A 22,298-nucleotide genomic window follows, 5' to 3' on the forward strand; every position below is an offset into this window, starting at 1 on the left:
AGCGAGTGATCCGGGCCTGATGTTTCGTGCGCTGCGGCGCGCGAGTCGAACCCGGTCATGCCGCGAGTCTCGGTGAACGAACCTCCGTCCGCACCCCGGTTTTCGCACGTCCGGACTTCAGTGAGCGCCCTAGATCAGGTCGTGGTTTGGTGATCATCCACACGGGGTAAGAACTCGCGCACCTGGAGTACTGTCCTCTCCTGGTCGATGATGTTCGACTTTGTTGAAAGTCTTGGAGGTGGGCGGTGTCGGTGTTGGCCGAGGCGGACCTGCGGCTGGACGCGGGACCGATCGACTACGCGTTGCTCGTCATCTACTTCGTGGTGGTGCTCGGCATCGGCGTGATGGCGCGACGATCCGTCTCCACCAGCCTCGACTTCCTGCTGTCCGGGCGGTCGTTGCCGGCGTGGGTCACCGGACTCGCGTTCATCTCGGCGAACCTCGGTGCGCTCGAGCTGATGGGCATGACGGCCAACGGCGCGCAGTACGGCATGGCGACCGTGCACTACTACTGGATCGGCGCCATCCCCGCGATGGTGTTCCTCGGTCTGGTGATGATGCCGTTCTACTACGGCTCGAAAGTGCGCAGCGTTCCCGAGTTCATGCGCCGCCGGTTCGGCAAACCCGCTCACCTGGTCAACGCCATCAGCTTCGCCGTCGCGCAGATCCTGATCGCGGGCATCAACCTGTTCGCGCTCGCGGTGATCATCGACGCGCTGCTCGGGTGGCCGTTGCCGGTGTCGATCGTGGTCGCGGCACTGGTGGTGCTGGCGTACACGACGCTCGGCGGCCTGTCCGCCGCCATCTACAACGAGGTGCTGCAGTTCTTCGTCATCGTGGCCGCGCTGGCGCCGCTGACGATCGTCGGCCTGATCAAGGTCGGTGGCTGGCAGGGCATCGTCGAGAAGATCAGCGACCCCGAGCAGCTGTCCGCGTGGCCCGCGACAGAACTCACCGGCATCAACAACCCGGTGTGGAGTGTCATCGGATTGGTGTTCGGTCTTGGCTTCGTGTTGTCGTTCGGGTACTGGACGACGAACTTCGCCGAGGTGCAGCGCGCGATGAGCGCCAAGTCGATGTCCGCGGCCAAGCGCACGCCGATCATCGGCGCGTACCCGAAGGCGCTCATCCCGGCGATCATCATCATCCCGGGCATCATCGCCGCGGTGATCGTGCCGGAGATGGCGCAGCTCAAGGCCGGCGACACGAGCGGTGGCGTGGCCTACAACGACGTGCTGCCGCTGTTGATGCGCGATCTGTTGCCCAACGGCATCCTCGGCATCGCGATCACGGGTCTGCTGGCGAGCTTCATGGCCGGTGTCGCGGCGAACGTCAGCTCGTTCAACACCGTCTTCACGTACGACCTGTGGCAGGACTACATCAAGAAGGACCGGCCGGACGAGTACTACCTGCGCATCGGCCGTCTCGCGACCGTGGGTGCGTGTGTGCTCGCGATCGGCACGGCGTTCATCGCGGCGGCGCTCGGCGGGTCCAACATCATGGACTACATCCAGGCCCTGTTCTCGTTCTTCAACGCACCGCTGTTCGCGACGTTCATCGTCGGCATGTTCTGGAAGCGGATGACGCCCACCGCCGGTTGGGTGGGTCTGCTCGCGGGCACGTTCACCGCGATGTTCATCTACGCGATCTCGGAGCCGTCGTTCGGCATCAAGCTGCTGGAGCTGCCGGGTCAGGGTGCGAGCTTCCTCGGCGCGGGTCTCGCGTTCGTGGTCGACGTCGTCGTGAGCGTCGCGGTCAGCCTGGTCACGCGGCCGAAGCCGGACAGCGAGCTGGTCGGGCTGGTCTACAGCCTGACGCCCAAGAAGGACAGGTCGCACTCCACCACCGGCGAGGACGCGGGCTGGTACCGCTCGCCCGCCCTGCTCGGCGGCGGAGTGCTGGCGCTGACGACCGTTCTCTACTTCTTGTTCGGCTGAGGGAGGCCGCTGTGAGGTTGTTCGACCTGCGATTGATCATCGCTTTCCTCTTCGGCCTGTACGGCGTTGTACTGGTCGTCATCGGTCTCGGTTTCACGTCCGACGACGACCTGAAGAAGGCCGAAGGGGTCAACATCAACCTGTGGGCCGGCATCGCCATGGTGGTGCTGGCGGCGGTGTTCGCCGCCTGGGCGACGCTGCGGCCTCAGTTCGCGGACACGGACAAGCAGCCGCTCAAGGAGCTATGACTGGGGACGACCAGGGTAAACAGGGTTGAAGGCCTCGATCGTCCACGCGTCGAGCCAGTTGAATGCGCGGCGAATTCGGTTTCGCACGTCTCTCCTTCTGTCGGGGTCTTCACCTGGTTCAGCGCGTTGATCTTCTGAATCGTTCCCGTAGCGCTGGGTGACATGTGCCACGGGGTAACTCGGGGTACCGCCCACGAACGCACGCAAAGGTCGCTACCGTGCACGTCGTGCCTCGTTTTCGTGCCGCCGCCGTGGTCGCCGCCGCTGCGTTGCTGATGGCCGGTTGCGCCACCGGTCCGGGTCTGGCGAAGACCAACTCGCCGCGCCGCACCGTGCAGGCGGGCGCCGACGCGACCTCGACCGAGCCGTCGACCAAGTCGTCCGCGCAGCCGAACAAGCCGGTCGACCCCGCGTTCGCCTCGGAGCGGTTGCGGCTGGTCAACCCGTGCGCGTTGATCGAGAAGGACGTGCTGCAGACGGTCGGCACGCCGTCGAAGTACTCCAGCAGCAGCTACACGCGCTGCTCGAACTACATGAAGAACAAGGCCGGCAAGACGCTCAACATCACGATGGACATCGGTTACTCGATGACGTCCACCGAGGTGAAGAACGCGACCAAGCAGCTCGCGGGACTGAAGAGCAGCGAGCAGAAGCTGACCAACTCGTGCGCCGTCGCGGTGGTGACGCAGGAGAACCCGGCGCAGGCCGCTCGGGTCTCGGTGGGCACCGGCAGTGACGGCGGCGAGGCGTGCGAGCCGGCGCGCAAGGTGCTCGAGGGTGCGGTGCGCAAGCTCAGGGGCAACCCGCAGAAGTACAGTCCGCCGAAGGGATCGCCGGTCGAGGTCGACCCGTGCACGATCGTCGAGAAGGCGACGCTCGCGCCGGTGCTCGGTGCCTCGCCGCGGCAGCTCGCGTTCGGTCTGCACCAGTGTTCGTGGTCGGGGCAGAACGCGCAGATGCAGATCGAGTTCAAGACGGCGCGCATCCCGAAGGACGGCAAGTTCGACTCCAAGTCCGTCGAGGTCGACCTCGGCAACGGGCTCAAGGGCTACCAGGCGCTCAAGGACGGGCCGTTCCCGACCTGTGAGCTGGTGGTCGTCCGCACCAAGGACGCGAGCGACGCCGGTGAGATCGTGGAGTTCCAGCTGGGAGCTTCGAAGGACAAGGAGCTGGACCGCTGTGCGGCGGTCCAGACGTTCGGCAAGGCTGTTCTCCCCAGCCTCCCTGCCGCGTGACGGTGACCTGGCCTGGAACGTGACGAGGCCAGGCGGGGGCTGAAAGTTGTAGAAGTACGCGTTAGTGTCGAGGTTACTGGCGAGTACCTGGAGGGCCCTCATGACGCAGACCGCTTCGGACAGCGCGCTGTCGGCCGATGGCGAGCAGCGGCGGTTCGCATCACTGGACCCGCGCACGGGCGAGGTCGTCGCCCATCACCCGATCCACACGGCGGCCGAGGTCGAGGACGCGGTGTCCTCGGCGCGGGAAGCCGCGGCGTGGTGGGCGGGTCTCGGTTTCGAAGGACGCAAGACCAAGCTCGACGCGTGGCGCAGGGTCCTGTCGAAGCGCGCCGACGAGTTCATCACGCTGATCAGCGCGGAGACCGGCAAACCCGCCGACGACTCCCGCGTGGAGATCGCGCTGGTCATGGACCACCTGCACTGGGCAGCCCGGCAGGCCGGGCGCGTGCTGGGCAAGCGGCGGGTGTCCTCGGGCATGCTGATGATCAACCACGGCGCGACGCTCGAGTACCGGCCATTGGGCGTCATCGGCGTCATCGGGCCGTGGAACTACCCGGCGCACACTCCGATGGGATCGATCTCCTACGCGCTGGCCGCCGGCAACGCCGTGGTGTTCAAGCCGTCGGAGTTCACGCCGGGCGTGGGCACGTTCCTCGCGTCCGCCTTCGCCGAGGCCGTACCGGAGTACCCGGTCTTCCAGGTGGTCACGGGCTTCGGCGAGACGGGCGCCGCGTTGTGCGCCTCGGGTGTCGACAAGATCGCGTTCACGGGCTCCACGCGGACCGGCAAGAAGGTCATGGCCGCGTGTGCGACGACGCTGACGCCGGTGCTGGTCGAGTGCGGTGGCAAGGACGCGTTGATCGTCGACTCGGACGCCGACCTGACCGCCGCCGCCGAGGCCGCGATCTGGGGCGCGGTGTCGAACGCCGGCCAGACGTGCGCGGGCGTGGAGCGGATCTACGTGGCCGAGGACGTCGCCGACGAGTTCATCGAGATCGCGGTGAAGCGGGCGAAGAAGCTCAAGCCGGGCGGCGAGCCGAACGCGAACCTCGGGCCGATCACGATGCCGTCGCAGGTGGAGATCATCCGCGAGCACGTGCAGGACGCGCTGGACCGCGGTGGCAAGGCGCTGGTGGGCGGCCCGGACTCGATCAGGCCGCCGTACGTCGAGCCGGTCGTGCTGACGGACGTGCCGGAGGACTCGCTGGCCGTCACCGAGGAGACCTTCGGGCCGACCGTGGTGATCAAGCGCGTGCCGAACGCGCTGGAGGGCGTGCGGCTGGCGAACCAGTCGAAGTACGGACTGGGTGCCGCCGTGTTCTCGAAGTCGCGCGGTGAGGAACTGGCGGCGGAACTGCGGGTCGGCATGGTGTCGATCAACTCGGTGCTGACCTACGCGGCGATTCCGGGGCTGCCGTTCGGTGGCGTCGGTGACTCCGGTTTCGGGCGCATCCACGGCGACGACGGGCTGCGCGAGTTCGCCTACGCCAAGGCCGTGACGAAGCTGAAGTTCGCGTCGCTGATCAACATGGCGACGTTCGACCGGTCTTCCATGGCGGGCAAGCAGATGCTGCGGCTCGCGCGGATGCTCTTCGGACGCTGAGCACCCGCGCGGCCGGGGGTCTTACGCGCCGAGCTGCTTCTTCATGTCGTCCAGGACCACGTTCGCGGCGAGCACGCCGAGGCCGAGGAAGTAGGTCTCGTCGAGCACCGGCTTGGCCTTGCCGGCCTTGACGGCGTTCAGACCGGTCCACAGCGGACCGCCGACCACCGAGGCCGTCGCGGTCTTGGCCGGGTCGCCGTAGGTGGAGTAGAGGATGAAGTCGCCGTCGGCCTTGCCGATCTGCTCCGCGCTCACCTCGGCGGCCAGGTCGTCCACCTGGGACGGTGTGGGCTGCCCGATCTTGGCGTCGATCAGGATCGTGCCGATGAAGGACTTCTTGGCGTACAGGCGGATGCGGCCCGGCATGAAGCGCAGTGCCGTCACGGTCGGGCGCACGCCGAGCTTCTTCTCGATGGCGTCACCGGTCTCGGTGGCCTTCTTCGTGTAGTCCTCGAGCATCTTCGCGGCGTCGGCCTGGCGGTCGAGCGCGGCGGCGTTGAGGAGGAAGTTCTCCTTCCACACGTAGCCGGGGCGCACCGAGAAGACGGTGGGGGCGATCGCCGCGAGCTTCGGGTAGAGGGCTTCCGCGCGCAGCTGCGAACCCAGGATCAGGTCCGGGTTGAGCTTGGTGATGGCCTCGAGGTTGAGGTTGTTGGTCGTGCCGACGTTCTCCGGCGTGCCGCCCTTGTCGCCGATGTAGGTGGGCATCGTGGGCGAGCCGTCGGTGTACGCGATGCCGACGGGCTTGATGCCGAGCGCGACGACGTTGTCGAGTTCGCCGGTGTCGAGCACGATCACCCGTTCGGGCTTCTTCTCGAGCTTGGTCTCACCCATCGCGTGCTTGATGGTGCGGGGGAACTCGCCGGGCTTCTGCGTCGTGCCGAACCCGTTGCTCAGTTCGTAGGCCTTGCCGAAGTCCTCGCCGCCCTGAGCGACGGTCGGTTTGTCCGGCGTGCTCGAGCATGCGGTCAGGGTCAGGGCGACTGCGACGAGCAGCGCTGCTCTCTTCGACACGACGTTGTTCCTCCACTACGGAACGTGATTTTGACCAGCGGTTGTTAGGGCGGCCTAACGGTACCGGGGTCGTTTGCCCGTTCCGAGTGTCAGACCCCCGGAGTAAGAAGGAACACGGTCACCGCCGATCGGGAGGGCAGTTCGATGAAGAAGATCATCAACGATCCGGAAACCGTGGTGCAGGACGCGCTGCGGGGCATGCAGGCTGCCCATGCCGATCTGCTGACCGTGCACTACGACCCAGCGGTCGTCGTGCGCGCGGACGCCCCGGTGCAGGGCAAGGTCGCGATCATCTCGGGAGGCGGATCGGGCCACGAACCGTTGCACGGCGGGTTCGTCGGGCGCGGCATGCTCGACGCGGCCTGCCCCGGCCCGGTCTTCACGTCGCCGACGTCGGACCAGGTCGTGGACGCGGTCGCACGGACGGACGGTGGCGCGGGCGCGTTGCTGATCGTGAAGAACTACACCGGCGACGTGCTGAACTTCGAGATGGCCGCCGAGCTCGCGGAGTCCGAGGTGCGCAGCGTCGTGATCGACGACGACGTGGCGGTGAAGGACTCGCTGTACACGGCGGGGCGGCGCGGTGTCGGCGGCACGGTGCTGCTGGAGAAGATCGTGGGCGCGGCGGCGGAGCGCGGCGACGATCTCGCGTCCTGCGAGGCGTTGTCCCAGCGGGTGATCTCGTCGGTGCGGTCGATGGGGCTCGCCCTGACCTCGTGCACGGTGCCGCACGTGGGCTCGTCGTCGTTCGACCTGGCGGACGACGAGATGGAGATCGGCATCGGCATCCACGGCGAGCCGGGCCGTCACCGCGTGCCGGTCGGGTCCGCGTCCGAGATGGTGTCGGCGTTGCTCGACCCGATCCTGGAAGACCTGCCGTTCGCGTCGGGCGACCGGGTGCTGCTGTTCACGAACTCGATGGGCGGAACTCCGTTGATCGAGTTGTACTTGGCGCACGGCATCGCGGAACAGCTGTTGGCTGATCGGGGGATCACGGTGGAACGCAGGCTCGTCGGCCCGTACATCACCAGTCTGGAGATGCAGGGCATGAGTCTCACGCTGCTTCGGCTGGACGACGAGATGATCTCCCTGTGGGACGCGCCGGTGCACACGGCCGCACTCCGGTGGGGAGTCTGAGGTGGGGTGCACGGCATCCGACGTCGTCGCGGCGTTGCGGGCGGCCGCTCTCGTGGTGCAGGAGCACCGCGACGAACTGGTGCGCCTCGACCAGGCGATCGGCGACGCCGACCACGGCGAGAACATGCGGCGCGGCTTCACCGCCCTGCTGTCCCGGCTGGACACCGAGGAGCCGGCCACCCCGGGCAAAGTGCTCAAGCTGGTGGCCACCACCCTGATCTCCACCGTGGGCGGCGCCGCGGGCCCGTTGTACGGCACGGCTTTCCTGCGCGCGTCGGCCGCGGTCGGCGACCTGGAGGAGCTGGACTGCGACGCGGTGGCACGCGCTCTGCAGGCGGCCCTGGACGGCGTGGTGGCGCGCGGCAAGGCCGTGGTGGGCGACAAGACGATGGTGGACGCCCTGACCCCCGCCGTGACAGCAGCTGCCTCGGTGAACGGCTCAGTGGCCGCAGTGCTGTCCGCCGCCGCCGATGCCGCGGAGGAAGGCGCCGAGTCAACGGTGCCGATGGTCGCGCGCAAGGGCCGCGCGTCCTACCTGGGTGAGCGCAGCGCCGGCCACCTGGATCCGGGATCACGCTCGACCGCCCTGTTGCTGCGGGCCTTCGCGGACGCGGCGGCCAAGGCATGACGGCGGCCTCGGACACCGGCCGCGTAGGGCTGGTAGTCGTCTCCCACAGCGACATGCTGGCCAACGGCGTGGCCGAACTCGCCGGCCAGATGGCGCCCGACGTCTCCGTGCTGCCCGTCGGCGGCACGGAGGAGGGCACCCTCGGCACCGACTACGCCTCCGTGGTCGAAGCCCTGGCGGACGCCGACTCCGGCGCGGGCGTCGTGGTCCTCTACGACCTGGGCAGCGCCAAGATGACCGCCGAGATGGCCGTGGAGTCCGCCGACGACCCGTCCCGCTACTCCGTGGTCGACGCACCTTTGGTGGAAGGCGCGGTAGCTGCCGCCGTTGCTGCACAAGGAGGTGCCTCGCTCGCCGACGTCGCCACCGCCGCCGAGGGAGCCTCGGGCGAGGCCCCGGTGGCCGCGCCGACCCGGCCCGCCCTGCACCTCGTGCCGGACGCGGTGTCGGCGGAAGTGTTGCTGACCAACGAGGTCGGGCTGCACGCGCGCCCGGCTGCGTTGCTGGCGCGGACCGTGGCCGAGCTCGACGCCGATGTCGTCGTCCGGTACGGCGACGAGGAAGCCAGCGCGGCGAGCGTGCTGGCGTTGATGGGGCTCAGCGCACCTGGCGGGAAGTCGATCACCGTGATGGCGACGGGGAAGGACGCCAGGGAGGCGGTGCGGCGGATCGAGGAGCTGGCGGAGAGGGGGTTCGACGACTGAGCGCTGCCTGGCGTTGGAAGGCGAGGGGCTGCGGACGCAACGCGGGGTTGTTCAGCGAGGCGAGACTCTTCGGTGGGGTGTGCTGCGCGAGGGGCGGCCCTCGGGTTCCCCTGAGGCCGCAGGATCAGACGTGCGGCGCATCCCGCGCCACCTATACGCGTCCGTACCCAGGTACCGCGTGTGCGGTCGCCCGTGCCGCCCCACTGCCCCCAACACCCGAGCCGAGCGCAACCCGCGCCGCCCTCTCGCGCCCCGAAGACCGCGGCCCCACCCCGGATGGCGCAACTTCGCGTTGCCCCACATGGGTTCATCAGGCAGAACGCCGGGTCTAGGCGTTTGCTAGACCGATAACTGTTTCGATCCTGATGGCGAAGCTCACGGCGCCCGTTTGTGTTGGGAGTGGCATAGTCGCCCGCAAGTTACTCCTTGGTAGCCCACGCTTTACCCCGCATGGGAGGTCTGCAGTGGCGCGCGAAATCAACACCGTCGGAGTCGTCGGCTTCGGAACCATGGGCGCGGGCATCGTGGAGGTACTCGCGCGCACCGGGCTCGCGGTGAAGGTGGTGGAAGTCGACGCCGCCGGTGTCGAGCGTGGCCTCGGGCACCTCGAGCACTCCACGAAGCGGGCCGTCCGGCGTGAGAAGTTGACCGAGGAAGAGAACGCTGCGCTGCACGGCAGGGTCGAGACCAGCCTTGAGCTGCAGAGCCTCGCCGGGTGCGATCTGGTCATCGAGGCGGTGCCGGAGAGCCTCGAGCTGAAGGTGCGGATCCTCAAGGAGCTGGACCAGATCCTCGAGCCCGAGGCGATCATCGCGTCGAACACGTCGTCGCTGTCGATCACCGAGATCGGTGTGGTCACCAGGCGGCCGGGCAAGGTCGTCGGTCTGCACTTCTTCAACCCCACGCAGGTGTTGAAGCTGGTCGAGGTCGTGCGCACGGTCGTCACGGAGCCGGACGTGATCACCGACGTGGTGGCGTTCGTCGAGCGGCTGGGCAAGTCGCCGGTCGTGATCGGCGACCGGGCGGGCTTCATCGCGAACGCGCTGTTGTTCCCGTACCTCAACCACGCGGTCAAGATGCTGGAGTCGCGGTACGCGACGCGCGAGGACCTCGACGCGGCCATGCGGTACGGCTGTGGTTATCCGATGGGCCCGTTGGCGCTGTTGGACCTCATCGGTCTCGACACCGCGTACGAGATCCTCGACACGATGTACCACCAGTCGCGCAACCGGCTGCACGCCCCGGCGCCGCTGCTCAAGCAGATGATCACGGCGAACCTGCTGGGCCGGAAGACCGGGCGCGGCTTCTACACCTACGACGGGCCGGACTCGCCGGTCGTCGTCGAGGACGCGCAGACACCGTCCGAAGTGGACACCAACGTGCTGACCAGGGAGGTCCAGCGGGTCGGCGTCATCGGCACCGGCACCATGGCGACCGGCATCGCGGAGGTCTTCGCGAAGCGCGGGTACGACGTGGTGCTGCGGGCTCGCAGCCTGGAGAAGGCCGAGACGGCGATCGGTGCGGTGCGCAAGTCGCTGGACCGCGCGGTGTCCAAGGGCAGGCTCGCGGAAGCCGACAGGGACGCGACGCTGCAGCGGATCACGCCGGCCGTCGAGTTCGTCGAGCTCGCGGACTGCGACCTGGTGGTCGAGGCGGTGGCCGAGGAGATCGGGATCAAGAAGGAGGTCTTCGCGGCGCTCGACGAGGTGTGCAAGCCCGGCGCCGTGCTCGCGACGACCACGTCCTCGCTGCCGGTCATCGAGGTCGCGGCGGCCACGAGCAGGCCCGCTGACGTCGTCGGCCTGCACTTCTTCAACCCCGCGCAGGTCATGAAGCTGGTCGAGATCGTCGAGACGATCTCCACGGGCGCCGACGTGGTCGCGACGGCCCGCAAGATCTGCCTCGACCTCGGCAAGCACCCGGTGCACTGCGGCGACGTGGCCGGCTTCATCGTCAACGCGCTGCTCTTCCCGTACCTCAACGACGCGGTGAAGATGCTGGAGGCCCACTACGCGGAGGCCGACGACATCGACAACGCGATGAAGGTCGGCTGTGGTCTGCCGATGGGACCGTTCGCGCTGCTCGACGTCGTGGGCCTGGACGTGTCGCTGGCGATCCAGCGGACGCTCTTCAACGAGTTCCGCGAGCCCGGTTTCGCGCCGGCGCCGCTGCTGGAGCACCTGGTCACGGCCGGTCGCCTCGGCCGCAAGACCGGCAAGGGCTTCCGCGACTACTCGTGACGGACGTGAGGTGAGCCGCTAACAGGGGCACCATGTCTCGTCTGGCATGGTGGTGACATGCGGCGACTGGTGCTCCTGTTGGCTGTCCTCGTGCTGGCTTCCGGCTGTGCCCGGACGACCGTCGGGGGCAGTCCGGTCGCGCAGTCACCGCTCGACGCCGAGTCGCCGTTCGGCCAGGAGAGCTCGACGGATCCGAGCGCCTCCGAGGAGCCGGACCCCGAGACCGCGCCGATCGACGGCGAGGTGCAGGGCGTGTGCGCGAAGCTCAAGTGGACGGATCTGCCGTATCCCGGCGCGAAGGCCGAGACGCCGCCCACCCAGATCAACTACGACTCGACGTTCGACCAGTCGTGCCGGTGGACGACGAAGATCGACAACGTCGAGGTCGGCGTCTCCCTGCGGTTCCGCGAGGGCAGGCAGGTCACCATCGAGCGCACCACCGGTGACTGGGACGTCAAGGGCCACAAGGTCAGCTACCTCGACCGCTCCAGCGAAGAGGGCGTCGAACCCTCGTGCGTGCTGGTCGTGCCCTACGACGGTGGTGGGCTCGGAATCATCATCATCGACTCGTCTGGCAAGTTCGGCACCGTCTGCGACCAGGGCCGCAAGATCGCCGAAGTGATGATCGACCGCGAGACCTCCTAGTCCTGGTCTTGCTCCTGTCCCGCGGTTCGCCAGGGCTTGAGCTTGTCCGGGTTCCGCACCGCCCAGATCCTGGCGATCTGGTCGTCCTCCACCTGGAAAGCCGCCACCGTCACCGCGACACCGTCGTAGGTCGCCACCAGGCCCGGCGTGCCGTTGACCGTCCTGGCGAGGATCTTCAGATCCGGCGCCAGCTTCGCGATGCCGATGAGGTAGCGGGCGATCTGCTCACGGCCTTCCACCGGCTTCAGCGCAGTGCCGACCTGGCCGCCGCCGTCGGCGATCATGACGGCCGCCGGGTCCAGCAGGGCGATCAGGGCCTGGATGTCCTGCGCTTCCCACGCTTGCTTGAAATCTCGCACCACGTCCGCCTGCCGCGCGGCCGGGATCTCGTCGCGCTGCGATGCCCGAATCCGGCGCCGCGCGGACGTGGCCAGTTGCCGGCACGCGGCGGGGCTCCTGCCGACGATGTCCGCGACCTCCGCGAACGGGAACCGGTAGACGTCGTGCAGCACGAAGCTGACCCGTTCCGCCGGGGTCATCTGCTCCAGCACCACCAGGAACGCCATGGTGACCGACTCGTCCAGCGTGACGAGGTCCGCCGGGTCCAGCCCGCCGCCCCATTCCTCCCGGTGAGGGAGCGGCTCCGGGATCCACTCGCCGACGTAGCGCTCCCGCCTGGCCCTGGCCGAACCCAGCAGGTCCAGGCAGATGCGACCGGCCACCCTGGTCAGCCACGCTCCGGGCGACTCGATGGCGTCCCGCTGGTCCGGTGACAGGGCGTACCACCGCGCGTAGGTCTCCTGCAGCACGTCCTCGGCGTCGGCCAGCGAACCCAGCAGGCGGTAGGCGAGGTTCAGCAGTTGCCGCTGTTCGCTCACGATCACGTGCACACCAGGATCAGCCAAGGTCCCCCGCCTCACATTTCCGGCCGCTGCGTCGTCGGACTGTCATGGCCACGCAAACCACGGCGAAACCCGCCAACCTCAAGCTCCTGCACGCCACTGTCCTGGTGCAGACCGCAGCCGTCTTCCTCCAGTCCGTCACCGCGGGGCTGATGATGACGCTCCCGTACGGGCACGTCCTGCACAGCGCGGGCTCGTACACGTTGTGGGTCGTGACGGTCGTCCACGTCGTCGTCGCGGTTCTCGCGTGGCGGCCGGGCGGCGGGTCGCCTCAACCCATCTGGTACGCGGCGGGCTTTCTGGCGTTGATCACTGCTCAGGTGTACATCGGCGTGTTCCACCTCACGGCCCTGCACGTTCCCCTCGCCGCGGCGCTGCTCATCGCCAGCGTGGTCTACCTGTTCCGGATCCGGCGCTAGCCGCAGCAACCTCCACCGCAACAACCGCCGCCGCCACCACCCGCGGGCTGCTGCTGGGTGCCGCCGATACCGGCCATGGACAGCAACTTGACCGTGTCCGGGTGACCGTCGGGGCAGCTCGCGGGCGAGGACGACTCGCTCATCGGGCGCTGCAGCTCGAAGGTGTCGTCACAGGTTCGGCAACGGAACTCATAGGTCGGCACGACCTGATTCTACGAGCGGTTACCGTTTGATCGTGCCACGTCGTAACAGCCCCAAGCCAGAAGATCCCCGACCCGTCGGTGGCGGCGTCGGCTGGGCGCGCACCGAACAGGGCCCGGACGGCGACTACCTGGTCCGCGCCATTTCCGGTGCGCAGGCGCAGAAGACCTACCGGTGTCCCGGGTGCGACCACGAGATCCGCCCCGGCACACCGCACGTCGTCGCCTGGCCCGCCGAGGACACCGGCTCGATCGAGGAACGCCGCCACTGGCACCAGGCCTGCTGGGACTCGCGCGGCCGCCGTAGCCCGACCTCGCGCCGTTGGTGACCTAGCGCACTTACGCCACTAGAGCCCCACCTGCGCGCGCCATCGTTCAAGCCGCGCGCGGAACTCCTCGGGTTGCTCGACCGGCGGCAGATGCCCCGCGTCCTCGATGCGTTCGCTCGTCGCGTGTCGCAGCGTGACCGCGAGCTTCGCGGCCACGTCCGGGGGCGTGAGCTTGTCGTGCTCGCCCACGAGCACGAGCGACGGTACGTCCAACGTCTCCAGCACCTCGGTGGAGTCGGGCCGCTTCGCCATCGCGCGCTGCCACCACGCCACGTCCTCGGCTTGCTGGTCCAGAATCATGGTGCGCACGAACGCCCGTGCGGTGTCGGAGGCTTTCGGGCCGAGCAGGTTCGGCAGCATCGCGTCCGCGAGCCACTCGCCAACGCCCTCGCTCTCCACCCGTTCAGCCATTGCCAGCCGCGTTTCGACGGCCTCAGGTGCGTCCGCGCTGTGCTTGGTGTCGACGAAAACGAGGCCCTTCACCCGTTCCGGCGCACGCCTGAGCAATGCCATCGCGACGTAGCCGCCCATCGAACAACCGCCGAGCACGACCTGATCGAGACCGCGCGCGTCGAGCTCGGCCAGCACGCTGGACGCGACCGTGTCGAGATCCGGCTCTCCGCTGCCGCGCAACGAGGGCGTGAACGCGTCCGGCACGTCCCACATCCGCGAGTCGAGCGGAAAGGCGTGCAACAGCACCAGATCGTTCATCAGCTCTCCCACTCCGGTGCCAGCAACGACCACACCTCGAGATCCTGCCGAACCCCGCGATGCACGTGGTACGAGCGCAGCACCCCGTCCTTGGTCATCCCGAGCCGCCGCGCGACCGCGATGCTGGGCGTGTTCTTCGACGACACCATCCACTCAACCCGATGCACGCCGCGCTCGCGAATCGCCCAGTCGATCAGGATCCGCGCCGCCCGCGTGATCAACCCCCTGCCGGTCGCGGCCGGTTCGAGCCAGCACCCGACCTCCGCTCGCCCCTGCGGGATGTTCATCTCGCGGAAGATGACGCCGCCGACCAGCTTGTCGTCGAGCCAGATCCCGTAGATGCGCGCGGTGTCGTTGGCGGTGTTGTCGGCGTAGCGCTGCAACAGACTCCGCGCGCCCTCGAGGTCTTTCGCGGCGTCCGCGAACCCGATGTGCGTGCCGATGAACTCCCTGCCGCGCTCCATGTGCGCGAAGAACTCCTCGGCCTGCCACGGTTCCAACGGCCTCAGCTCGGCCCCGTCGCCCAACGACCTCACGAACATCACTTCCCCCATGATGAGTGGTGTGCCTACACGAATCGTATTAGTGCGCCATGCACAGTCCGTCCGGCCACAGCTCGGTTCGCCTGACTACGACCAACGGCCGTTGACCGCAGCCGGGTTGGCGGCGGCGGAGGCGCTGGTGTCGCGTCTCGTGGGGTTCTCGCCGGCGGCCGTGTTGTCGAGTCCGCAGTTGCGTGCGGTGCAGACCGTTGCGCCGACTGCCGCTGCGCTCGGGCTGGCCGTGACGACGTGGCCCGAGCTGCGGGAGTGGGAGTCGGGGCTGCTGCCGAGTGCGGACTGGGAGACGTTGTACGCCTACAGCTGGGCTCATCCCGGCTTTGCGCACGGGTCTGGGGAAAGCCTTGACGCGCTGACTGTGCGGGCGGGAAAAGCGTTGGCGCGCATGGCTGACGAGCACCCCGACGCGACCGTGCTGGTGGGCTCGCACGGAACGTTCGCGTCGCGCGCGCTGATCGCGGCGGGGCGGCAGGCGGACTGGGAGTTCTGCCGGGCGATGCCGATGCCGGCGATCTACGAGGTCAGTACTTCTTGACCGGCTTCGGACGCGTGAGCTTGGCGGTCGGCCCGTCGACCTGAGGGGTCTGGGCGGGCTTGTTCGGTGAGGCAGGACCCTGCGTCGCCGGTGCCTGGGGTGCGGACTGCGCCGAACCCTGCTGCGGTGCCGCCGGAGCCTGAGGCGCCGGAGCCGCCTGAGCCTGTGGCGCGGCCTGGGCCGGAGCCGTCTGGGCCGGAGCGGACTGGGCGGGCGCGGCCTGGGCCGGAGCGGGCTGGGCCGGGACCTGCGAGCCGTCCTCCGCGGGACCCGCCGCCGGCTCCTTCTCCGCCTCCACCGGGTCGAGCAGCGGCACGACCTCCTGCAGCGCGGTCCGCACGTTGTGGAGCTGGTGCGAGAGGCGGTTGCGGAGGTTGCGGAGCTGGTCGACGCGCTGCGTGGCGGCGGTGGTGCGGCGGTTGGCTTCCTCGGTGGCCTCGCGGACGCGGCGGTTCGACTCGTCCGTGGCTTCCTGGATGCGGGCGGTGGCCTCGGTGATCGAGTCGTGGCGGCGGCGGTTGGCCTCTTCGGTGGCTTCGCGCACGCGGCGTTCGGCGTCGGCCTTCGAGGTGGCCTGTTCCTGGGCGATGGCGGCGCGCACGCGAGCGGCTTCCTCGGTGGCTTCGCGGACGCGGCGGTCTGCCTCGGCCTTGGAGGACGCCTCCTGGGTGGCCAGCGTGGCCATGGCCTCGGAGCGGCGGGCGGCCATCGCGATCTCGAAGTCCTCTTCGACGGTCACGCGGCGCTGCTCGGACTCGTCGTTGATCTTGCGGGCGGCGGCCTCGGCCTCGGAGACGATCTTCTCGGCCTCGTTGCGCGCGGTTTCCAGGACGCCCTTGTGCTCGGCCTCCATCACGGCGCGGCGCTCGTCCAGTTCCGCGATCAGCGTTTCGTAGCGCTGGCGCAGCACACCCGCGTCGGCTTCCGCCTTGGCGCGGATGTGCCCGCCCTCCGCTTCGGCACGGGCCTTGATCTCGTTGGCCTCGTCCTGGGCCAGCCGCAGCATGCGCTGGAGGCGCTCGGAGAGCCCCTCCAGCGTCGTCGGCGGCAGCGACAGGCGCTCGACCTGGTTGCGCAGTTCGGACATCTCCGAACGAGCGGCTTCCAGCTGGCGCGCCAGATCGGACGTCTGGGAGACGGCGGCATCGCGATCTGCGGCCAGCAGCCGCAGATCCGAGTCGAGGCGTTCGAGATGATCCTCGACCTGGGCGCGGTCATAACCGCGCTTGACGATGTCGAAGCCGGATCCCAGTGGGACGAGGTCACGGTCGTCGGCGAGGCCCATGCCCCTCACGCTACCCGTTCGGGTAACCCCAGAAGGTCACACACCCCGGAATCGGTTGATGGCCGTGAGGTGTTGTGCGCGCAGTTCGTGATCCAGCACACCAAGACCCTCTTCCGGGGCAAGGCAGAGCACGCCGACCTTGCCCTGGTGCGCGTTGCGGTGCACGTCGTGCGCGGCCTGGCCCGTTTCGTCCATTGAGTACACCTTGGACACTGTCGGGTGGATCTTTCCCTTGGCGACCAAGCGGTTCGCCTCCCACGCCTCGCGGTAGTTCGCGAAGTGCGAGGAGATGATGCTCTTCAGGTTCATCCACAGGTAGCGGTTGTCGTACTGGTGCATGTACCCGGAGGTCGACGCGCACGTCACGATCTTGCCGCCCTTGCGCGCCACGAACACCGAAGCGCCGAACGTCTCACGGCCGGGGTGCTCGAACACGATGTCCGGGTCCTCGCCACCGGTGAGTTCACGGATCCGAGCACCGAACCGCTTCCACTCGCGCGGGTCCTGCTCGTGCTCGTCCTTCCAGAACTTGTAGCCCTCCGCGGACCTGTCGATGATCAGTTCGGCACCCATGGAACGAACGATCTCCGCCTTCTCCGGCGAGGAGACGACGCAAATCGGCGTCGCGCCACCGTTCAACGCGAACTGCGTGGCGTACGAACCGAGTCCGCCGGACGCACCCCAGATCAGGACCGTGTCGCCCTGCTTCATGTTGGCGCCGTTGGTGGACACCAGCTGCCGGTACGCGGTGGAGTTCACCAGGCCCGGCGACGCCGCTTCCTCCCACGTGAGGTGCTTCGGCATCGGCATCAGCTGGTTCGACTTCACCAGCGCCAGGTCCGCGAGGCCACCGAAGTTCGTCTCGAAGCCCCAGATCCGCTGCTGCGGGTCGAGCATCGTGTCGTTGTGCCCGTCGGGCGCCTCCAGCGGCACGTCCAGACAGTGCGCCACGACGCGGTCGCCCGGCTTCCACGCGGTGACGCCGGGACCCGTGCGCACGACGACGCCGGCCAGGTCCGATCCCACGACGTGGTACGGCAGGTTGTGGCGGCCGCCCAGCTTCTTGAGGAAGCCGAACGTGGACACCGGCTCGAAGATCGAGGTCCACACGGTGTTGTAGTTGATCGCGGACGCCATGACCGCGACCAGCGCCTCGCCCGGACCGAGTTCGGGCGTGGCGACCTCGTCGACGTGCAGCGACTTGCGCGGGTCTTTGTCCCGCGTCTCAAGGCCTGAGAACATGTCGGCCTCGTCCGCGTGCACGGTCACGCCCCGATAGCTCTCCGGAACGTCCAAGGAACCGATCGCGTCCAGCTCATCGGCCAGGATCGCGTCAAGGATCTTCTGCACGGCGGCATTCCTTCCCAAGTGAGGGATAGTCGCAGGTTGCCGGAGGTTACTCAGTAGTAACCGATTCAGAATCCCGCTTGTGAGGGATTCCACTCAGAAGAGTTGACCGGGCGGCCAACCAAGAGGAGCATCGAAGGGGTCCGAGAAGGAGGAGGTGGTGGAGATGACCAAGGCGTGGACCAGGTGGCAGGACTGGGCAGAGGTAGCGATCGGCGTGCTGGTGCTGCTGTCTCCGCTCGTCGTGGACACCTCGAACGCGGCCATGTGGACGATGATCGTGCTCGGCGCGCTCATCGCGATCGACGGACTCGTCGACCTCGCCATGCCCGCGATGATCTACGGGGAGTACGTGCAGATGGTGCTCGGCGCACTGCTGTTCATCTCGCCGTGGGTGATGAGCTACACCGACATGACGGCGGCCTCGTGGGCGTCCTGGGTCGGTGGTGTGCTCACCGTGGCCGCGGGGGCGCTCGCAATGCCCGCCGCGAACGCCGCACACTCGGCAGCGGCTCAGCCGCACTGATCAGTCGGAAAACCTGTGGGCCCAGGAGAGTTCTTGGGCCCACACACTCATGTTTCGCGGGAGGAACGCGTGGAGGATTCGGCCAAGGAGCGCATCCTGGCCGCGGCCGAGGAGCTGTTCGCCGACTCGGGCTTCGACGCCACCCCGACCTCGCGCATCGCCGAACGCGCCGGCGTGCCCAAAGGCCTGGTGCACTACTACTTCAACCGCAAACGGGACCTGCTGGCCGCACTGGTCGCACGGCTTCCGGACAGCACGGTTGACCACCGCAGGGTCGTCGTCGCGGGAGACATCGCGGAGTCGTTGCGCAGGCTCGTCGCGGCACTCGACGCGCGTTTGAACGCCTCACCGCTGCTGTCGCACCTGCTGTGGCGTGAAGCGGATACGCATTCAGCGGTCCGCGACGCGATGCAGGCGCGCTACGACAACGTCGCGGCGCAGATCAAGCAGGTCATCCTCGCCGCGGGCGGTGCGGCGGTGGCGATCAAGGACGTCGAAGCGGCCGCGGCACTCCTCGCGCTGGCCGTGAGCTACCGGCACTCGGTGGCGCGGCACAGCGACGAGGAGGACCCGATCGATCGCGAGCTGTCGTTCGTGGCCAGTGCGCTGCAGCGGGCTAGTGCTTCGCCGCCGCAGGTTCGACCAGCTCAATGAGCACGCCGCCGGCGTCCTTCGGGTGCACGAAGTTGACGCGGCTGTTCGACGTGCCGCGTCGCGCCTGGTCGTAGAGCAGGCGCAGGCCCTTGTCCCGCAGTGCGTCCGCCGCGACGTCCACATCGGACACCCGGTAGGCGAGCTGCTGCAGGCCGGGGCCGGAGCGGCCGATGAACTTGGCGATCGTCGAGTCCTCGTTCAGCGGCGCCAGCAGCTGGATCGCGGTGCCCTCGTGGTCGCCGGGCGCGTGCAGCATGGCTTCGCGAACGCCCTGCTCCTCGTTCACCTCTTCGTGTGCAACCTCGAGACCGAAGTTGTCGCGGTAGAACGCGATCGCCACGTCCAGATCGGGCACGGCGATGCCCACGTGGTCGATCGCGGTCACGAATCGAGCGAGGTCTGCGTTCATGGGAGGGAAGGGTAACTACCTGATCGGTGCAGGTGCGTCTGTGCGTGGGCTCACACGATTACCGCCCAGTAGCCGCGGGTATGGTGCCTAGTTAACGACCGTTCGCTCTTCCATGGAGGCAGCTGTGTCCGGTTCCGTCATCGTCGCCGGGGCGCGCACCCCGATGGGTCGACTGCTCGGATCGCTCAAGGACTTCTCCGGCGCCCAGCTCGGTGGCGTCGCGATCAAGGCGGCACTGGAACGCGCGGGCGTGGCTCCCGAGCAGGTTCAGTACGTGATCATGGGTCAGGTGCTCACCGCGGGCGCCGGCCAGATCCCGGCCCGCCAGGCCGCGGTCGCCGCGGGGATTCCGATGAGCGTGCCCGCGCTGACCATCAACAAGGTGTGCCTGTCCGGCATCGACGCGATCGCGCTGGCTGACCAGTTGATCCGCGCCGGTGAGTTCGACGTCGTCGTGGCCGGTGGCCAGGAGTCGATGACGCAGGCGCCGCACCTGCTGCCGAAGTCGCGCAGCGGGTTCAAGTACGGCGACGTGCAGCTCCAGGACCACATGGCGCACGACGGCCTGTTCTGTGCGTTCGACCAGGTCGCGATGGGCGTCTCCACGGAGAAGTACAACGCCCGTTACGACGTCACGCGTGAGGAGCAGGACGCGTTCTCCGCGCGTTCGCACCAGCTCGCCGCGAAGGCCGCCCAGAACGGCGTCTTCGAGCAGGAGATCGCGCCGGTCGCGATCCCGCAGCGCAAGGGTGACCCGATCCTGTTCAGCACCGACGAGGGTGTTCGTGGCGACACGACCTCGGAGACGCTGGGCAGGCTCCGTCCCGCGTTCGCCGCGGACGGCACCATCACCGCGGGTTCGGCGTCGCAGATCTCCGACGGTGCGGCCGCCGTCGTCGTGATGAGCAAGGCCAAGGCCGAGGAACTGGGCCTGGAGTGGATCGCGGAGATCGGCGCGCACGGCGTCGTCGCCGGTCCGGACGCCTCGCTGCACGAGCAGCCGTCCAACGCGATCAAGGCCGCCTGCGCCAAGGAGGGCATCGAGCCCGCCGACCTCGACCTGGTCGAGATCAACGAGGCGTTCGCGGCGGTCGGCATCGTGTCGGCCCGTCAGCTCGGCGTGTCCGAGGACAAGGTCAACGTCAACGGCGGCGCCATCGCGCTGGGCCACCCGATCGGCATGTCCGGCGCCCGCATCGCCCTGCACCTCGCTCTCGAGCTGCAGCGACGCGGCGGCGGCGTGGGCGCGGCGGCCCTGTGCGGTGGTGGTGGTCAGGGCGACGCTCTGATCATCCGCGTGCCTGCCAAGGCCTAGTGTCTTTGGCTGTGGCCAAGGTCGTTGACGTAGCAGGACTGGTCGACCGCGCGCGTGACGGCGAACCGCGCGCGGTCGCCAGGCTGATCTCCCTGGTGGAGCAGGGGAGTGCTCAGCTGCCTCTGGTGGCGGCGGCCCTCGCTCCGCACACGGGCCACGCTCAGGTCATCGGTCTGACCGGCGCACCCGGTGTCGGCAAGTCGACGTCCACCAACGCGTTGGTGCGTGCCTTCCGCGCGGACGGCAAGCGCGTGGCGGTCATCGCCGTCGACCCGTCCAGCCCGTTCTCCGGCGGCGCGCTGCTCGGCGACCGCGTGCGGATGGGCGACCACGCGACCGACCCCGGCGTCTTCATCCGCTCGATGGCCACCCGCGGCCACCTCGGCGGCCTGTCCTGGGCCACCCCGCAGGCGTTGCGCGTACTGGACGCCGCCGGCTTCGACGTGATCCTCGTGGAAACCGTCGGCGTGGGGCAGTCCGAGGTCGAGATCGTGGCGCTGGCCGACACGACCCTGGTGCTGCTCGCCCCGGGCATGGGCGACGGCATCCAGGCGGCCAAAGCCGGCATCCTGGAGATCGCGGACGTCTTCGTGGTCAACAAGGCCGACCGCGACGGCGCCGACCAGACGGCGCGCGACCTCAAGTACATGATCTCCCTGGGTCGCCGCGACCGCGAAGGCCCGCAGTGGCGCGTGCCGGTGGTGAAGACCGTGGCCGCCCGCATGGAAGGCCTGGACCGCGTAATAGAGGCCATCGCCTCACATCAGGCCTGGATGGCCGAGCACGGCGAACTGACCGAACGCCGCCTGCGCCGCGCCGGCGCCGAAATCGAGGCGATCGCCGTGGAACGAGTGCGCACCCGCTTCGGCCCGGTCGACCAGCTGGCCAAGCGCGTGGTGGCGGGTGAACTGGACCCGTTCGCCGCCGCGGAGCAGCTGATCAGCGGTAATCTGCGGCCATGACCGCTTGGGGAGCGCCTCCACCTGTTGTCATCGACCTCGGCAAGAGCGACACCCGCAAAGTGCTGATCGGCGGCTCGGTCGCCGGCGTGCTGGGCATCCTCGCCCTGGTCGGCGCCGTGACCGCTTTCGTGGACGGCGAACCCGTCGGCGGCAGCATCGCGGCGATCATCGGCATCGCCTTCACCTTCATCGGCGTGATGGCCGTCGTGAAGTGGAAGACCATCTCCCGCCCGCGCAAACTGATCATCGAGCAACAGGGCATCCGCCTGGACGACCCGCAGGGCATGCCGTGGGCCGTCGGCTGGCAGGAGCTGGGCGCCATCTCGATCTCCCGAACCCAGGAACGCGCCGTCCAACTGGCCGACGCACTGGTCCGCCGGACTTTGGTCCGCGTCGACCTGCACCCGCGCGACCCGCAGCAGTTCCGCCCGGCGCACCCGACGATGGAGCCCCTGTGGGAGTTCCACCGCGTGCAGAACGGGTACCGGCTGCCGCTGGGGGACTCGGCGGGGTTCATCGGGCCGATCGACCAGGGGCTGCGGATGTTCGCGCCGCAGATCTACCGGGGCGTGATCGACGAGGGCTTCACGGTCGGCCTGCACTGAGCCACCCGCCAGGCACCCCGTGGAGCTGTGGAACACGGCCAGTCGACGCGTCCAAGCCCACTCGCCCGGTCAGCCCAAGCCCACCGGCGCACTCGCCCGGCGGACACAAGCCCACCCCGCGCGTCGAACCCGGTCGCGCAACCGA

Annotated in this window: 25 protein-coding genes; 17 read left to right on the forward strand and 8 right to left on the reverse strand. The window is 68.5% G+C overall.

Annotated elements, in window-relative coordinates; translation table 11 throughout:
* Positions 1-245 precede the first annotated feature (245 nt).
* The 4 genes from ACWGE0_RS32155 (at position 246) to ACWGE0_RS32170 (ending at position 5,026) form a co-directional block, all read left to right on the forward strand.
* A complete protein-coding gene (locus tag ACWGE0_RS32155; RefSeq protein WP_452264668.1) occupies positions 246-1,937 on the forward strand; it encodes a sodium:solute symporter family protein in 1,692 nt (563 codons plus the stop codon).
* 11 nt (positions 1,938-1,948) lie between these two features.
* Positions 1,949-2,185, forward strand: a complete 237-nt coding sequence (locus ACWGE0_RS32160) for a hypothetical protein (RefSeq protein WP_452264669.1) — start codon at positions 1,949-1,951, stop codon at positions 2,183-2,185.
* Between the two features lie 227 nt (positions 2,186-2,412).
* Positions 2,413-3,420 (forward strand): DUF3558 family protein, encoded by a 1,008-nt coding sequence (locus tag ACWGE0_RS32165; protein ID WP_452264670.1) that lies wholly within the window; start codon positions 2,413-2,415, stop codon positions 3,418-3,420.
* A gap of 100 nt (positions 3,421-3,520) precedes the next feature.
* Positions 3,521-5,026 (forward strand): aldehyde dehydrogenase family protein, encoded by a 1,506-nt coding sequence (locus ACWGE0_RS32170; protein WP_452264671.1) that lies wholly within the window; start codon positions 3,521-3,523, stop codon positions 5,024-5,026.
* A 21-nt stretch (positions 5,027-5,047) separates the two neighbouring features.
* Here the strand turns inward: ACWGE0_RS32170 and ACWGE0_RS32175 are convergent, their stop codons facing one another.
* The gene (locus ACWGE0_RS32175) at positions 5,048-6,040 is read right to left on the reverse strand and encodes an ABC transporter substrate-binding protein (protein WP_452264672.1); all 993 of its coding nucleotides are present in this window, start codon (positions 6,038-6,040) and stop codon (positions 5,048-5,050) included.
* A 144-nt stretch (positions 6,041-6,184) separates the two neighbouring features.
* On the opposite strand from ACWGE0_RS32175, the gene dhaK reads away from it, so the two are divergent.
* The 5 genes from dhaK to ACWGE0_RS32200 all read left to right on the forward strand — a co-directional run bounded on the left by dhaK (position 6,185) and on the right by ACWGE0_RS32200 (position 11,394).
* Positions 6,185-7,177 carry a dihydroxyacetone kinase subunit DhaK gene (gene dhaK / locus ACWGE0_RS32180; RefSeq protein ID WP_452264673.1) on the forward strand — a complete coding sequence of 331 codons (993 nt, stop codon included), beginning with the start codon at positions 6,185-6,187 and terminating at the stop codon, positions 7,175-7,177.
* A 1-nt stretch (position 7,178) separates the two neighbouring features.
* A complete protein-coding gene (gene dhaL / locus ACWGE0_RS32185) occupies positions 7,179-7,805 on the forward strand; it encodes a dihydroxyacetone kinase subunit DhaL (RefSeq protein WP_452264674.1) in 627 nt (208 codons plus the stop codon).
* Complete coding sequence (gene dhaM / locus ACWGE0_RS32190; RefSeq protein WP_452264675.1) at positions 7,802-8,509, forward strand: dihydroxyacetone kinase phosphoryl donor subunit DhaM; 708 nt, start codon at positions 7,802-7,804, stop codon at positions 8,507-8,509. Before dhaL ends, dhaM begins: the two co-directional genes overlap by 4 nt.
* Positions 8,510-8,973: 464 nt before the next feature.
* Positions 8,974-10,749 (forward strand): 3-hydroxyacyl-CoA dehydrogenase family protein, encoded by a 1,776-nt coding sequence (locus tag ACWGE0_RS32195; RefSeq protein ID WP_452264676.1) that lies wholly within the window; start codon positions 8,974-8,976, stop codon positions 10,747-10,749.
* Positions 10,750-10,806: 57 nt separating this feature from the next.
* The gene (locus tag ACWGE0_RS32200; RefSeq protein ID WP_452264677.1) at positions 10,807-11,394 is read left to right on the forward strand and encodes a DUF3558 family protein; all 588 of its coding nucleotides are present in this window, start codon (positions 10,807-10,809) and stop codon (positions 11,392-11,394) included.
* Here the strand turns inward: ACWGE0_RS32200 and sigJ are convergent.
* Positions 11,391-12,278 carry an RNA polymerase sigma factor SigJ gene (gene sigJ, locus ACWGE0_RS32205; protein WP_452264678.1) on the reverse strand — a complete coding sequence of 296 codons (888 nt, stop codon included), beginning with the start codon at positions 12,276-12,278 and terminating at the stop codon, positions 11,391-11,393. The genes ACWGE0_RS32200 and sigJ overlap by 4 nt on opposite strands.
* Positions 12,279-12,343: 65 nt before the next feature.
* Between sigJ and ACWGE0_RS32210 the strand changes: the two genes are divergently transcribed.
* A complete protein-coding gene (locus tag ACWGE0_RS32210; protein WP_452264679.1) occupies positions 12,344-12,715 on the forward strand; it encodes a hypothetical protein in 372 nt (123 codons plus the stop codon).
* Here the strand turns inward: ACWGE0_RS32210 and ACWGE0_RS32215 are convergent.
* A complete protein-coding gene (locus tag ACWGE0_RS32215; RefSeq protein WP_319965956.1) occupies positions 12,712-12,918 on the reverse strand; it encodes an FmdB family zinc ribbon protein in 207 nt (68 codons plus the stop codon). The two genes, ACWGE0_RS32210 and ACWGE0_RS32215, sit on opposite strands and share 4 nt — an antisense overlap.
* A gap of 32 nt (positions 12,919-12,950) precedes the next feature.
* Here ACWGE0_RS32215 and ACWGE0_RS32220 point away from each other — a divergent pair, with 32 nt between their 5' ends.
* On the forward strand, positions 12,951-13,244 hold the full coding sequence (locus ACWGE0_RS32220; protein ID WP_452264680.1) for a hypothetical protein: 294 nt from the start codon (positions 12,951-12,953) through the stop codon (positions 13,242-13,244).
* Positions 13,245-13,262: 18 nt separating this feature from the next.
* Here ACWGE0_RS32220 and ACWGE0_RS32225 read toward each other — a convergent pair whose 3' ends face one another.
* Together ACWGE0_RS32225 and ACWGE0_RS32230 are read right to left on the reverse strand one after the other, a co-directional pair.
* A complete protein-coding gene (locus ACWGE0_RS32225) occupies positions 13,263-13,955 on the reverse strand; it encodes an alpha/beta fold hydrolase (RefSeq protein WP_452264681.1) in 693 nt (230 codons plus the stop codon).
* Positions 13,955-14,497 carry a GNAT family N-acetyltransferase gene (locus ACWGE0_RS32230; protein WP_452264716.1) on the reverse strand — a complete coding sequence of 181 codons (543 nt, stop codon included), beginning with the start codon at positions 14,495-14,497 and terminating at the stop codon, positions 13,955-13,957. The genes ACWGE0_RS32225 and ACWGE0_RS32230 overlap by 1 nt, the downstream gene beginning before the upstream one ends.
* A 22-nt stretch (positions 14,498-14,519) precedes the next feature.
* Between ACWGE0_RS32230 and ACWGE0_RS32235 the strand changes: the two genes are divergently transcribed.
* Positions 14,520-15,050 (forward strand): histidine phosphatase family protein, encoded by a 531-nt coding sequence (locus ACWGE0_RS32235; RefSeq protein ID WP_452264682.1) that lies wholly within the window; start codon positions 14,520-14,522, stop codon positions 15,048-15,050.
* Here ACWGE0_RS32235 and ACWGE0_RS32240 read toward each other — a convergent pair.
* Together ACWGE0_RS32240 and ccrA are read right to left on the reverse strand one after the other, a co-directional pair.
* The gene (locus ACWGE0_RS32240) at positions 15,037-16,335 is read right to left on the reverse strand and encodes a chromosome segregation protein (RefSeq protein ID WP_452264683.1); all 1,299 of its coding nucleotides are present in this window, start codon (positions 16,333-16,335) and stop codon (positions 15,037-15,039) included. The two genes, ACWGE0_RS32235 and ACWGE0_RS32240, sit on opposite strands and share 14 nt — an antisense overlap.
* Positions 16,336-16,371: 36 nt before the next feature.
* Positions 16,372-17,685 carry a crotonyl-CoA carboxylase/reductase gene (gene ccrA / locus ACWGE0_RS32245; protein ID WP_086663801.1) on the reverse strand — a complete coding sequence of 438 codons (1,314 nt, stop codon included), beginning with the start codon at positions 17,683-17,685 and terminating at the stop codon, positions 16,372-16,374.
* 163 nt (positions 17,686-17,848) lie between these two features.
* Here ccrA and ACWGE0_RS32250 point away from each other — a divergent pair, with 163 nt between their 5' ends.
* A complete protein-coding gene (locus ACWGE0_RS32250) occupies positions 17,849-18,208 on the forward strand; it encodes an SPW repeat domain-containing protein (RefSeq protein WP_363781209.1) in 360 nt (119 codons plus the stop codon).
* A gap of 69 nt (positions 18,209-18,277) precedes the next feature.
* Positions 18,278-18,862 carry a TetR/AcrR family transcriptional regulator gene (locus ACWGE0_RS32255; protein ID WP_452264684.1) on the forward strand — a complete coding sequence of 195 codons (585 nt, stop codon included), beginning with the start codon at positions 18,278-18,280 and terminating at the stop codon, positions 18,860-18,862.
* Here the strand turns inward: ACWGE0_RS32255 and mce are convergent.
* Positions 18,825-19,271 (reverse strand): methylmalonyl-CoA epimerase, encoded by a 447-nt coding sequence (mce, locus tag ACWGE0_RS32260; protein ID WP_452264685.1) that lies wholly within the window; start codon positions 19,269-19,271, stop codon positions 18,825-18,827. The genes ACWGE0_RS32255 and mce overlap by 38 nt on opposite strands.
* Positions 19,272-19,395: 124 nt before the next feature.
* Here mce and ACWGE0_RS32265 point away from each other — a divergent pair, with 124 nt between their 5' ends.
* From ACWGE0_RS32265 to ACWGE0_RS32275, 3 genes are read left to right on the forward strand one after another with little or no spacing between them, the layout of a single operon-like run.
* Entirely contained in the window at positions 19,396-20,586 is a 1,191-nt protein-coding gene (locus tag ACWGE0_RS32265; RefSeq protein ID WP_452264686.1) for an acetyl-CoA C-acetyltransferase, read from the forward strand.
* An 11-nt stretch (positions 20,587-20,597) separates the two neighbouring features.
* On the forward strand, positions 20,598-21,548 hold the full coding sequence (meaB, locus tag ACWGE0_RS32270) for a methylmalonyl Co-A mutase-associated GTPase MeaB (RefSeq protein WP_452264687.1): 951 nt from the start codon (positions 20,598-20,600) through the stop codon (positions 21,546-21,548).
* Positions 21,545-22,153 carry a hypothetical protein gene (locus tag ACWGE0_RS32275; RefSeq protein ID WP_452264688.1) on the forward strand — a complete coding sequence of 203 codons (609 nt, stop codon included), beginning with the start codon at positions 21,545-21,547 and terminating at the stop codon, positions 22,151-22,153. The genes meaB and ACWGE0_RS32275 overlap by 4 nt, the downstream gene beginning before the upstream one ends.
* The last annotated feature ends 145 nt before the right edge of the window (positions 22,154-22,298 follow it).

It is taken from the genome of Lentzea sp. NPDC054927 (assembly GCF_053610285.1).

What these genes read in the sequence shown, in the direction of transcription:
- ACWGE0_RS32240 (WP_452264683.1), bottom strand. Translation starts at nt 16,335, where the DNA reads ATGGGCCTCGCCGACGACCGTGACCTCGTCCCACTGGGATCCGGCTTC.
- ACWGE0_RS32250 (WP_363781209.1), top strand. Translation starts at nt 17,849, where the DNA reads ATGACCAAGGCGTGGACCAGGTGGCAGGACTGGGCAGAGGTAGCGATC.
- ACWGE0_RS32200 (WP_452264677.1), top strand. Translation starts at nt 10,807, where the DNA reads ATGCGGCGACTGGTGCTCCTGTTGGCTGTCCTCGTGCTGGCTTCCGGC.
- ACWGE0_RS32275 (WP_452264688.1), top strand. Translation starts at nt 21,545, where the DNA reads ATGACCGCTTGGGGAGCGCCTCCACCTGTTGTCATCGACCTCGGCAAG.
- dhaK (WP_452264673.1), top strand. Translation starts at nt 6,185, where the DNA reads ATGAAGAAGATCATCAACGATCCGGAAACCGTGGTGCAGGACGCGCTG.
- dhaM (WP_452264675.1), top strand. Translation starts at nt 7,802, where the DNA reads ATGACGGCGGCCTCGGACACCGGCCGCGTAGGGCTGGTAGTCGTCTCC.
- ACWGE0_RS32170 (WP_452264671.1), top strand. Translation starts at nt 3,521, where the DNA reads ATGACGCAGACCGCTTCGGACAGCGCGCTGTCGGCCGATGGCGAGCAG.
- ACWGE0_RS32225 (WP_452264681.1), bottom strand. Translation starts at nt 13,955, where the DNA reads ATGAACGATCTGGTGCTGTTGCACGCCTTTCCGCTCGACTCGCGGATG.
- ACWGE0_RS32230 (WP_452264716.1), bottom strand. Translation starts at nt 14,497, where the DNA reads ATGTTCGTGAGGTCGTTGGGCGACGGGGCCGAGCTGAGGCCGTTGGAA.
- ACWGE0_RS32210 (WP_452264679.1), top strand. Translation starts at nt 12,344, where the DNA reads ATGGCCACGCAAACCACGGCGAAACCCGCCAACCTCAAGCTCCTGCAC.
- mce (WP_452264685.1), bottom strand. Translation starts at nt 19,271, where the DNA reads ATGAACGCAGACCTCGCTCGATTCGTGACCGCGATCGACCACGTGGGC.